We start from the raw sequence: 11,645 nt of genomic DNA, 5'->3' as shown, positions 1-11,645 counted from the left end.
CGCCGCCGGCGCCACCGCCGCATGGACGTCTCGGACGGGCTGCTGCGCGACGCGGCCCGGCTGGCCCGGGCCTCCGACGTCGCCCTGCTGCTCGACACCCATGCGCTGCGGGAGCAGGCCGCCGCTCTGGAGGGGATCGCCGACCGTCTGCGGCCCCGAACGGGTCAGGATGTCCAGGAGGTCCCTGAGACGCAGGAGGCCCACCCTGCGCCGTCGTCGGGGGCCCTCTCGGAGGTCGCGATGACGGCCCTGCGGCTCGTGCTCCACGGCGGCGAGGACTACGCGCTGCTGGCCACCTTCCCAGGTGGGTCCCCGCTGCCCGCGGGGTTCCGCCGCATCGGCGAGGTGCGCAGACACGACGGTGCCCCCGGCGTGATCACCGGGGGCACCGTCGAGCGTCTTGTGGACGAGGGCTGGGACTCCCTGCACGAGTCCTGATCCGCTGGCGTCCTGGGCCGCCCGTGGTCCGAACGGCGCCGTCCGGGCTGGCCCTCAGCCGTGGCCGGACCCAGTCATGGCTGGGTCTCAGTCCTGCGGGAACATCCGGCCCAGCTGGGCGAAGGTCCATCCGGCGGACTCCCACTGGCCCGCGTCCAGCACGTGGCGCGCGTCCAGGAAGTTCCTGGCAGCCACCACGTCCTCCAGATCCGCGGGCGTGAGGGCCTTGAACTCGTTCCACTCGGTGGTGAGCACCACGAGGTCGGCGTCCCGGGCCGCCTCGGCCAGCGAGTCGACGTATCCGAGCCGGGGGAAGCGCTTCGCGGCGTTCGCGTTGCCCTCCGGGTCGTAGACGAACACGTCGGCGCCGGCGTTGAACAGGCGGTTGGCCACATCCAGACCGGGGGAGTCCCGCACGTCGTCGGAGAGCGGCTTGAACGTCACGCCGAGCACGGCGATGCGCCGCCCGGCGAGGTCGCCGAGGATCTGTTCGGAGAGGGTGACCACGCGCTCGCGGCGACGCAGGTTGATCTGGTCCATCTCGTTGAGGAAGGTCATCGTGTGGTCCAGGCCGAGCTCGGAGACACGGGTCTGCAGGGCTCGGATGTCCTTGGGGAGGCAGCCGCCGCCGAATCCGACGCCGGCGTTGAGGAACTTGCGGCCGATGCGGGTGTCATGGCCGATGGCGTCCGCCAAGGTGCGGATGTCGCCGCCCACGGTCTCGGTCACCTCGGAGAAGGCGTTGATGAAGGAGATCTTGGTGGCCAGGAACGCGTTCGCGGCGACCTTGACCAGTTCCGCGGTCTCGAAGTCGGTGCTGACCCAGGGGGTCTCACGGCCGAGCGCCTCGGCGTAGACCTCGCGCAGCACGGCCTCGTCGGCCTCGGAACCGACGCCGACCACCAGCCGGTCGGGGCGGAGGGTGTCCTCCACAGCGAAGCCCTCGCGCAGGAACTCGGGGTTCCATGCCAGCGAGACGGAGACGTCGTCGCGGGACTCCTCGGCGATGAGGCTGCTGAGCCGACGCGCGGTGCCCACCGGCACGGTGGACTTGCCGACGATGAGGGAGTCCTTGGTGATGGCCTGAGCCAGGGAGACCGCGGCGGTGTCCACGTAGGTCAGGTCGGCCCCGGTGCCGCCGGCCTGCTGCGGGGTCCCGACGGCGATGAAATGGACGTCCGCCCATCCGCCGACGGCCTCCAGGTCAGTCGTGAAGCGCAGCCGGCCGGAGTCGACGTGGCGGCGGATGAGCTCGGGCAGGCCGGGCTCGTGGAAGGGCAGGTCTCCGCGGGAGAGATGTTCGATCTTCTCCGGGTCGACGTCGACGCCGACGACGTCGAAGCCCAGCTCCGCCATGCAGGCGGCGTGCGTGGCGCCCAGATATCCGGTACCGATGACACTGATGTTCTTGATCACGGACCCATCATAGGTGGGAGGTGACCGGCAGTGAGGGACGGCCCTGTCTGCGGCCTGTCTGTGACGGCTCGGAGCCCGGTCAGTGCCGTCCGAGATCCTCCCCCAGCCCGTGCTCGGCAGCGTCCGGGTTCTTCCTCACCAGCTCGGTCAGCTGGTGGGCGGCCTGGACCACCACCTCGGCGTGCTGGCGGCCCGGCTGCCTGGTCAGCCGCTCGATCGGGCCGGAGATGGACACTGCGGCGATCACGCGTCCGGAAGGGCCACGGACGGGGGCGGAGACCGATGCCACTCCGGGCTCCCGTTCGCCCAGGGACTCGCCCCAGCCGCGCCGCCGGACGCCGGCCAGCACCGTGGGGGTGAACCGGGCGCCCTGCAGCCCCTCGACGAGGCGCTCATGGTCCTCCCAGGCCAGCAGGACCTGCGCGGCGGAGCCGGCCTTCATGGAGAGCTGGGTCCCCACGGGGATGGAGTCGCGCAGGCCGATGGGCCGCTCCGCCGAGGCCACGCAGACGCGGGCGTCGCCCTGGCGGCGATAGAGCTGCGAGCTCTCTCCGGTGGCGTCCCGCAGCTTGAGCAGGATGGGGCCGGCCGCCGAGACGAGTCGGTCGTCTCCTGCGGCGGAGGCCAGCTCCGCCAGGCGGGATCCGATCACGTAGCGTCCCCGCACGTCGCGGCTGAGGAAGCGGTGGTGGATCAGCGCGGAGGCGAGTCGGTGCACGGTGGGACGCGCCAGCCCGGTGCACTCCACGAGCTGCGCCAGGGACGCCGGTCCGGCCTCCAGGGCGTCGAGGATCATCACGGACTTGTCCACGACGCCGATCCCGGACGGAGTGTGCAGCGGCCGCGGCGGATCCAGGGGAGGCTCGGTGGGCCTCGTGCGCGGCGGGGTGCTCGGCGAAGCCCCGGCCCGGGCGGAGGCGGGGCCGGTCGGTCGGGAGGCGCCGGATCGGGGAGCGCCGGATCGAGGGCTGGACATGGTCGACATCATACTGCGAAAAGCCCGGAAATCTCAGATAGTGAGACCTCGTGTCGCTGTCGGGGAGGGCACGGGACGCGCACACTCCTCTCTGCCGACCGGGCGTGTTCAGATAGTGAGACCCGGGCCTGCAGGTCTGGATACCATCTGGCATCGGTGCTTCTGTAGTGGTATAAGGCCGATTTCAGGAGGACCCCATGGCGGACAAGCCGCTGACGATGGCGGAGAAGGTGTGGCGCGAGCACGTCGTCGTGCCCGGTGAGGAGAAGGGCGGGCAGCGCACGCCGGACCTGCTCTACATCGACCTGCACCTCGTCCACGAGGTGACGTCGCCGCAGGCCTTCGAAGGGCTGCGGCTGGCCGACCGGCCCGTGCGCCGGCCTGATCTCACGATCGCCACCGAGGACCACAACACCCCGACCCTGGAGATCGACAAGCCGATCGCCGACCCGATCAGCCGCAAGCAGGTCGACACGCTGCGTGCGAACGCCGAGGAGTTCGGCATCCGGCTGCATTCGCTGGGCGATGACGACCAGGGCATCGTCCACGTCGTGGGCCCGCAGCTCGGACTCACCCAGCCCGGGATGACCGTGGTGTGCGGAGACTCCCACACCTCCACCCACGGAGCGTTCGGAGCTCTGGCCATGGGCATCGGGACCTCCGAGGTCGAGCATGTGCTGGCCACCCAGACGCTGTCGCTCAAGCCGTTCAAGACCATGGCGATCACAGTGGAGGGCACGCTGAAGCCGGGAGTCAGCTCCAAGGACATCATCCTGGCGGTCATCGCCAAGATCGGCACCGGAGGCGGCCAGGGCTATGTGCTCGAATACCGCGGCTCGGCGATCGAACAGCTCTCGATGGACGCCCGGATGACCATCTGCAACATGTCGATCGAGGCCGGCGCCAGAGCCGGCATGATCGCCCCCGATGAGACCACTTTCGACTACATCAAGGGACGTCCCCACGCGCCGCAGGGCGCGGACTGGGACGCGGCCGTCGAGAACTGGCGTGCGCTGCGCACCGACGCCGGCGCAGAGTTCGACGCCGAGGTCGTGATCGACGCCGATGCGCTCGAGCCCTTCGTCACCTGGGGCACCAACCCGGGCCAGGGCGTGAGCCTCTCCGACACGGTGCCGGCTCCGGAGGACTTCGACGACCCCGTGGACCGGGAGTCCGCCGAGCGGGCCCTGAAGTACATGGACCTCGCCCCGGGTACGCCGATGCGGGACATCCGGGTGGACACCGTGTTCCTGGGATCCTGCACCAACTCGCGGATGGAGGACCTGCGGGCGGCCGCGGGGATCATCCGCGGTCGGGAGAAGGACCCTCAGGTGCGCATGATCGTGGTCCCCGGCTCCCAGAGGGTCCGTCTGCAGGCTGAGGCCGAGGGGCTGGACCAGGTGTTCAAGGAGTTCGGGGCCGAGTGGCGCTTCGCCGGGTGCTCGATGTGCCTGGGCATGAACCCGGACCAGCTGCAGCCGGGGGAGCGGTGCGCCTCCACGTCGAACCGCAACTTCGAAGGGCGCCAGGGCAAAGGTGGTCGCACGCACCTGGTGTCTCCGGTCGTGGCGGCGGCCACGGCGGTCCGCGGCACGCTCTCTGCGCCGTCGGACGTCCTGTCCACCGAGCCCCAGCCGGCCTGACCGGCGTGCCCCGACGAGGAGCTGACATAGCTATGGAACCCATCATTCGACACACCGGCGTCGGCGTGCCGCTGCGCGCCTCCAACGTCGACACCGACCAGATCATCCCGGCGGTGTACCTGAAGAGGATCACCCGCACCGGATTCGAGGACGCTCTGTTCTCGTCCTGGCGCAAGGATCCGGAGTTCGTCCTGAACCAGCCGGCCTACGCCCAGGGCACGGTGCTGGTGGCCGGCCCCGACTTCGGCACCGGCTCTTCCCGGGAGCACGCCGTCTGGGCGCTGAAGGACTACGGCTTCCGGGTGGTCGTCGCCTCCCGCTTCGCCGACATCTTCCGCGGCAACTCGGGCAAGCAGGGGCTGGTCACCGCTCAGGTGGCCCAGCCCGACGTCGAACTCATCTGGAAGGAGCTCGAGAAGGAGCCCGGCGCCGAGGTGCAGGTCGATCTGGAGGCCCGCACCGTGCGCTGCGGCTCGGTCGAGGCGAGCTTCGAGATCGACGACTACACGCGCTGGCGCCTCATGGAGGGGCTCGACGACATCTCCCTGACCCTCACCCGGGCGGAGGACATCGAGCAGTTCGAGGCCACCCGGCCCGAGTGGAAGCCGAAGACACTGCCGGCCAGGATCTGAGACGGCTGCGGGTGTGACGCGGATCGCCGTCATCCTGGGGATCTGCTGAGTGCGAGCTGGACATCCGGTCCGTCATGGAATCGTTGCCTTCCCCCACGGCGGAATTGTCCGGGGGAGGCGTCCGGGTTGGATACAGTGGCATGGCTACATCTCCTGTGCTTCACGAAGGGACCGTCGAGTCACTATGGCCAAACTGCTCACCATCCAGGGTGGAAAGCCCCTCGAGGGCAGCGTCCGCGTCCGCGGCGCGAAGAACCTCGTTCCGAAGGCCATGGTCGCCTCTCTGCTCGGCAGCGAACCCTCGGAGCTCCGGAACGTCCCGGAGATCAAGGACGTCGAGATCGTCAAGAATCTGCTGACCATCCACGGCGTGACGGTCGACGTCGACCCGGAGACGGGGGACCTCACGCTGGACCCGCGCCGGATGCGCAACGCCGAGCACTCGGAGATCGACACCCACGCCGGAGACTCGCGGATCCCGATCCTGTTCTGCGGTCCGCTGATGCACAAGAACGGTGAGGCGTTCATCCCCGATCTCGGCGGGTGCCGCATCGGAGACCGTCCCATCGACTACCACCTCGAGGTGCTGCGCAACTTCGGCGCCGTGGTGGACAAACAGGTCACGGGCATCCACATCACCGCTCCGAAGGGCCTCAAGGGTGCCAAGCTCGACCTGCCCTACCCGTCCGTGGGGGCCACGGAGCAGGTGCTGCTCACGGCCGTCATGGCCGAAGGCATCACGGAGCTGAAGAACGCGGCGGTCGAGCCGGAGATCCACGATCTCATCGCCATCCTGCAGCAGATGGGCGCGATCATCTCCGTGAACACCGATCGCACCATCCGGATCGAAGGTGTGGACCGACTCAGCGGCTTCAAGCATCGGGCCATCCCGGACCGCAACGAGTCGGCGTCCTGGGCGTCGGCGGCGCTGGTGACCCGTGGTGACATCTACGTGCGCGGAGCTGCCCAGCGGGACCTGACCGCCTTCCTGAACACCTATCGGAAGATCGGCGGCGAGTTCGAGGTCGACGACGACGGGATCCGGTTCTGGCATGCCGGCGAGCCGCTCAAGCCCTTGGTGCTGGAGACCGACGTGCACCCGGGCTTCATGACCGACTGGCAGCAGCCCATGGTCGTGGCCCTCACTCAGGCCCACGGCGTGTCCATCGTCCATGAGACGGTCTATGAGAACCGCTTCGGCTTCACCGAGGCGCTCAAGCGCATGGGGGCCTCCATCCAGCTGCACCGTGAGTGCCTCGGGTCCAATCCCTGCCGCTTCGGCCAGCGCAACTTCCTCCACTCCGCTGTGATCTCCGGGCCGTCGGAGCTGAAGGGCACCGACATCGACGTGCCGGACCTGCGCGGCGGCTTCTCCCACCTCATCGCCGCGCTGGCGGCCCAGGGCACCTCCCGGGTCACCGGGATCGAGATCATCAATCGCGGCTATGAGCGGTTCATCGACAAGATTGCAGGACTCGGCGCCGACGTCGAGATGACTGAGCGCTGAGCCTCGGTAGGCTTCTGTCTGTGACTTCCCGACGAGACGACGCGCCCTCGCTGGGCTTCCGCACCGCCGCCGCCGTCGTGCGCCCTGCCCTGAACCTCGTGATCGGCAAGCAGTGGGACGGGCTCGACCGGCTGCCCCGGCAGGGGTACATCGTGGTGGCCAACCACGTCACCGAGATCGACCCGCTGGCCGTGGCCCACGCGGTCTACAGCTCCGGGAGCACGCCGCACTTCCTGGCGAAGGACGCCCTGTTCCGGGCTCCGGCGCTGGGGACCCTGCTGCGTCGGCTCCAGCAGATCCCGGTGGCCCGTGACCAGCGGGACGCCCAGTCGTCGCTGACCGTGGCGGGTGAGGTCATCGCTCAGGGCGGGGCTATCATCATCTATCCCGAGGGCACGCTGACGCGGGATCCGCAGCTGTGGCCCATGCGTGCGAAGACCGGGGCGGCGCGTCTCGCGCTGACCACCGGAGCGCCGGTGGTGCCGATCACCCACTGGGGCGTCCAGGACCTCCTGGCGCCCTACGGCCGCGTGCCCACGGTGCTGCCCCGTCCGCGTTATCGGCTGCTCGTCGGTGACGAGGTCGACCTCTCGGACCTCCGGGAGGGCCCCATGACCCGCACGGCGCTGGCCCGGGCCACGGAGCGCATCGAAGATGCGCTCACGGCCGGCGTGGCTGAGCTGCGCGGTGAGGAGCCCCCTGAGCTCATCTGGGACCGTGCCCTGCGCCAGCGTGTTCCGCGCCGTCAGATCGAGGAGTCGTGATCCATGAGCGCACAGAGCGTCAGACCGTCCACCGGGGCTCCTGAGGGAGCGCCCGGGGCCGCACGCATCGCCGTGCTCGGCGCCGGCAGCTGGGGGACCACCTTCGCCAAGGTCCTCGGCGACGCCGCCGTGGCCTCGGGGGCCCCTGCGGAGATCGTGCTGTGGGCTCGCCGCGAGGAGATCGCCCGTGAGATCACCGAGCGACGGACGAACTCCACCTACCTGGGGGACATCGTCCTGCCTCCGGGCATCCGCGCGACCACCGACGTCGCCGAGGCCGTCACCGGTGCCGAGGTCGTGGTGCTGGCGGTCCCGGCGCAGTCGCTGCGGTCGCACCTGGCCGCCGTCGGTGCGGCGTTGGGTGAGCGTGCCGTGCTGGTGTCCCTGATCAAGGGGCTCGAGCGAGGTCGGACATGCGCATGTCCGAGGTCATCATCGAGGAGCTCGGCGTCGGGGCCGATCGTGTCGCCGTCGTCTCCGGCCCGAACCTCGCCATGGAGATCGCCCGCCAGGAGCCCACCGCGTCGGTCGTCGCCTGTGAGGACGCCGCCGTCGCCGAACGTGTCGCCGCGCTGTGCAACAATCCCTACTTCCGGCCCTACACGAACACCGACGTCGTGGGCGTGGAGATCGCCGGCATCGTGAAGAACGTGATCGCCCTGGCCGTGGGGATCTGCGACGGACAACGGCTCGGAGACAACTCCAAGGCATCCGTGATCACCCGCGGCCTCGCCGAGACGACCCGTCTGGCGACCGTGCTCGGCGGTCGTCTGGAGACCTTCTCCGGCCTCGCAGGGCTGGGGGACCTGGTGGCGACCTGCGCCTCTCCGCTGTCCCGGAACCGGACCGCGGGGCGTCTGCTGGGAGACGGCCTGTCCGCGGATGAGGTGACCGCCGAGCTGACACAGACCGCCGAGGGCATGAAGTCCGGATCGGCGGTGGTCGATCTGGCCCGCCGCCACGGTGTGGAGATGCCGATCTCCGAGGCCGTCGTAGCAGTCCTGGACGGATCCCTGGCTGTGGACCGGATCGCCACCCTCCTGCTCGCCCGAGACCTCAAACCCGAAGGGAAGTGACTCCTTCCATGTCCGAGAGCACCGTGCCGCGCACCACCGTCGATGACGGACTGCGGGTGGCTTCCCAGGGCTCGAGCGCCCGTCCGCGCGTGCTGGTCCTCTACGGCGGGCAGTCCTCGGAGCATGCCGTCTCCTGTGTGACGGCCGCCGGAGTGCTGAAGGCCGTCGATGGGGAGCGGTTCGACGTCGTGCCGGTCGGGATCACCTCGAACGGGCAGTGGACCCGTCCGGCGGTGGACCCCCGCACCCACACCTTCGCCGACGGCGAGCTGCCCCGGGTGCTGCCCACCGAGTCCACCGTGGCCCTGCACGGCGCCTCCAACGGCACCGGGGAACGTCGGTGCGAGCTCCTGGAGGTCGGCCCGGCGGGGAAGACGTCCTCCCTGGGTCCGGTGGACGTCGTGCTGCCGCTGCTGCACGGCCCCTTCGGCGAGGACGGCACGGTGCAGGGGCTGCTCGAGTCGGTCGGCGTGCCCTATGTGGGAGCTGGGGTGCTCGCCTCCGCCGTCGGAATGGACAAGCACTTCATGAAGCTGGCCTTCGAGGCCGCCGGGCTGACGGTGGGGCCCTATGAGACGCTGACGGCCCGCCAGTGGCGCCGAGACCCGGGGGCAGCCCTCCAGCGGGTGCGCGGCCTGAATCTTCCGGTGTTCGTCAAGCCCGCTCGGGCCGGGTCCTCGGTGGGGATCACCCGGGTCGATGCCTGGGAGCAGTTGGAGGAGGCCGTCGCCCTGGCCCAGAAGCATGACCCGAAGGTGGTCGTGGAACAGGGGATCTCGGGCCGCGAGATCGAATGCGGCGTGCTGGACGGCCATGACGGTCAGCCGCCCCGGGCTTCCCAGCTGGGGGAGATCGTGGTCCACGACGGCGGCGAGTCCCACCAGTTCTATGACTTCACGGCCAAATACACGGATGCTGCGGCCGCCGACCTCAGCTGTCCTGCCGACCTGCCTGTCGAGGCGGCCGAGGAGATCCGGCGTCAGGCGGTCGTCGCCTTCGAGGCGGTGGACGCTGAGGGGATTTCGCGGGTGGACTTCTTCTACACCGACGACGGCGACGTCGTGATCAACGAGATCAACACCATGCCGGGGTTCACGCCGATCAGCATGTATCCGCAGATGTGGCACGCCACCGGGATCCAGTACCCGGAGCTCATCGCCGAGCTCATCACGCTGGCCCTTCAGCGGCCCGTCGGCCTGCGCTGACCCGGCCTGCGCTGATCCGGCCTGGGCTGCCCCGGCCGGGACGGCGGAGAGGCCGCCGCGCCCGAGCGTCAGGGTCAGTGATGGGACTCCGCATGGTCGGAGTCCGCCGAGTCCTCGGTCACCGCGTCCGAATCCTCGGTGCCCTCGATCTCCTGTTCGGTGGACGTGCACCCGCGCGTCTGCTCCACCCGCTCGACGGCCGTGGCCAGGGCCAGCATGACGGTGGAGGACGGGATCTCGTCGACGTCGAGAAGGACCTCCACCGCGGGCTCCCGGCCGTAGCTGACCAGTCGCCAGTCCGACCCCTCCTCCTCGACGGCGAGCCAGTCGACGCCGTCGGCAGTCACACAGTGCTCCGGGCTCGGTCCGGGCGGCTCGACGCCGCATCTCGCCACCACGCGGCTCGGGTCGCCCCAGACCGAGGTCCCCTGGGAGTTGGTCTCCCGCTGGTGGTGTCCGTCGATGGTCTCCGGCAGCGCGAGCATGACCTCTGCACAGACCGGGTCGGAGGCGTAGGGGGCGGGCTCCACGGTGGCGGCGCCTCCGGGGGCGCACGAGCTCAGCACCAGCGCGGCAGGGGCGAGCAGCATCGCCGTCTTCCGTCGCCCGGCGGGCGACGCTGACCAAGGACGCATCCAGCTCCGAGCCGGGGCGGACGGTCCGGTGTACGAACCGGTTCCCGGCCGAGCACGCAGTGAGGCACGGGATGATGCGCGGAACCTTGCTGGGGACGAGGCGGAGCTCATGGAGGACACGCTAGCGGAGGACTGCGGACTGAGGATGCAGCGCCGCTGTCATGGCCTGTCACAGTTCTGGCATATCCTGGAACGACGTCGACCCATCCGTTGCACGTCGACCGCCGGACGCCGTGTGCGGGCATAGCCCGCCGTCCGGGGGCATGGGCGCGCTCAGCTGAGGAGAACACATGGCAGAAGAGACCGTCGAAGAGTCGCGCCGGCGCAGGAAGCGGCGCAGCCGGCTCACCATCGGCATCGTGCTGGGGTCCCTGGTGGTGCTGGTGGCAGGTGCCCTGGTCGCTTCGCTGCTGTACCTGAACTCGCTCTCTCGCAGCTACGAGGAGAACGTCCAGACGTTCGGGGACGAGGAGACCTTCCCCGATGAGGCGGACCGTCCGGAGAAGGACGAGGACGACGAGTCCATCAACATCCTGCTCATCGGCTCCGACGACCATGGAGGCTCCGGCGAGTCGGAGGACCTGCCCCGTGTGCCGCAGGGCGGACGCTCGGACACGATGATGCTGGTGCACATCCCGGCGGACCGGGACAGCGTGCAGGTCATGTCGATCCCGCGTGATCTGTGGGTGGAGGTGCCGGGCCACGGCTGGCACAAGGTCAACGCTCCGCTGGCGCTCGGTGGGATCTCGCTGACTGTCCAGACCCTGGAGGGCCTCTTCGACGCGCGGATCGATCACATCGCGTCGGTGGACATGCTCGGCTTCATCGGCCTGGTGGACGCCCTCGGCGGCGTCGACGTCAACTCCAGCTACCCGGAGTCCTTCACCACTGGTGAGGGCTACACCTTCGAGCCCGGGGTCCAGCACATGGACTCTGAGCAGGCGCTGTCCTTCGTCCGCCACCGCGCGACGTTCCCTGACGGCGATCTCCAGCGCGTGCGCAACCAGCAGGCCTTCATCCGCGCCGTGATCCAGGAGTCGGTCTCCCCGTCGAACCTCACCAACCCGGGGCAGGTGCAGGACATGGTGGAGACCTTCGCACCCCACCTGGTGGTGGATGAGACCCTCGACTCCTCGACGGTGGCCTCCCTGGGCTGGCAGATGCGCGGCGCGGTCAGCGACATCCAGCTGTTCACCCTCCCCACCGGGGACTCGGGCCGATCGGCGGACGGCCAGTGGATCTGGAACCAGGACACCCAGGCGATCTCGGAGATCTCCGAGGCGCTCAGCGATGGCACGCTGCAGGAGTACGTGGACGACAACGACCTCTGAGGGCACCGCCGCGAGGCGGAGT

At 69.6% G+C, this 11,645-nt stretch carries 9 protein-coding genes and 2 pseudogenes; 8 read left to right on the top strand and 3 right to left on the bottom strand.

Annotated elements, in window-relative coordinates:
- Window positions 1-438, top strand: a pseudogene (locus BCY76_RS06835) (hypothetical protein); the annotation flags it as partial.
- 87 nt (window positions 439-525) lie between these two features.
- Here the strand turns inward: BCY76_RS06835 and BCY76_RS06830 are convergent.
- Window positions 526-1,854 carry a UDP-glucose dehydrogenase family protein gene (locus BCY76_RS06830; RefSeq protein ID WP_083277605.1) on the bottom strand — a complete coding sequence of 443 codons (1,329 nt, stop codon included), beginning with the start codon at window positions 1,852-1,854 and terminating at the stop codon, window positions 526-528.
- A gap of 79 nt (window positions 1,855-1,933) precedes the next feature.
- Window positions 1,934-2,830: an IclR family transcriptional regulator gene (locus tag BCY76_RS06825; RefSeq protein ID WP_396954320.1), complete on the bottom strand. Its 897-nt coding sequence runs from the start codon at window positions 2,828-2,830 to the stop codon at window positions 1,934-1,936.
- Window positions 2,831-3,027: 197 nt separating this feature from the next.
- On the opposite strand from BCY76_RS06825, the gene leuC reads away from it, so the two are divergent.
- The 6 genes and pseudogenes from leuC to BCY76_RS06795 all read left to right on the top strand — a co-directional run bounded on the left by leuC (window position 3,028) and on the right by BCY76_RS06795 (window position 9,657).
- Window positions 3,028-4,473 (top strand): 3-isopropylmalate dehydratase large subunit, encoded by a 1,446-nt coding sequence (leuC, locus tag BCY76_RS06820; protein WP_070161021.1) that lies wholly within the window; start codon window positions 3,028-3,030, stop codon window positions 4,471-4,473.
- A gap of 32 nt (window positions 4,474-4,505) precedes the next feature.
- On the top strand, window positions 4,506-5,105 hold the full coding sequence (gene leuD / locus BCY76_RS06815; RefSeq protein WP_070161023.1) for a 3-isopropylmalate dehydratase small subunit: 600 nt from the start codon (window positions 4,506-4,508) through the stop codon (window positions 5,103-5,105).
- Between the two features lie 184 nt (window positions 5,106-5,289).
- Entirely contained in the window at window positions 5,290-6,612 is a 1,323-nt protein-coding gene (gene murA, locus BCY76_RS06810) for a UDP-N-acetylglucosamine 1-carboxyvinyltransferase (protein WP_070161024.1), read from the top strand.
- A 20-nt stretch (window positions 6,613-6,632) separates the two neighbouring features.
- Window positions 6,633-7,376, top strand: coding sequence for a lysophospholipid acyltransferase family protein (locus BCY76_RS06805; RefSeq protein WP_070161026.1), 744 nt, complete (start codon window positions 6,633-6,635; stop codon window positions 7,374-7,376).
- Window positions 7,377-7,379: 3 nt separating this feature from the next.
- A pseudogene (locus BCY76_RS06800) lies at window positions 7,380-8,452 on the top strand (NAD(P)H-dependent glycerol-3-phosphate dehydrogenase).
- An 8-nt stretch (window positions 8,453-8,460) separates the two neighbouring features.
- Entirely contained in the window at window positions 8,461-9,657 is a 1,197-nt protein-coding gene (locus BCY76_RS06795) for a D-alanine--D-alanine ligase family protein (RefSeq protein WP_083277606.1), read from the top strand.
- A gap of 74 nt (window positions 9,658-9,731) precedes the next feature.
- On the opposite strand, the gene BCY76_RS06790 is transcribed toward BCY76_RS06795, so the two are convergent.
- A complete protein-coding gene (locus BCY76_RS06790; protein ID WP_070161028.1) occupies window positions 9,732-10,247 on the bottom strand; it encodes a DUF3515 domain-containing protein in 516 nt (171 codons plus the stop codon).
- 335 nt (window positions 10,248-10,582) lie between these two features.
- Between BCY76_RS06790 and BCY76_RS06785 the strand changes: the two genes are divergently transcribed.
- Window positions 10,583-11,623, top strand: coding sequence for an LCP family protein (locus BCY76_RS06785; RefSeq protein ID WP_070161030.1), 1,041 nt, complete (start codon window positions 10,583-10,585; stop codon window positions 11,621-11,623).
- Window positions 11,624-11,645 lie beyond the last annotated feature (22 nt).

This window comes from Nesterenkonia sp. PF2B19, from assembly GCF_001758425.2.
GTDB classification, from domain to species: Bacteria; Actinomycetota; Actinomycetes; order Actinomycetales; family Micrococcaceae; genus Nesterenkonia; species Nesterenkonia aethiopica.
Note: the sequence above shows the minus strand (reverse complement) of the source record. Positions and strands in the feature narration are given on the sequence as shown.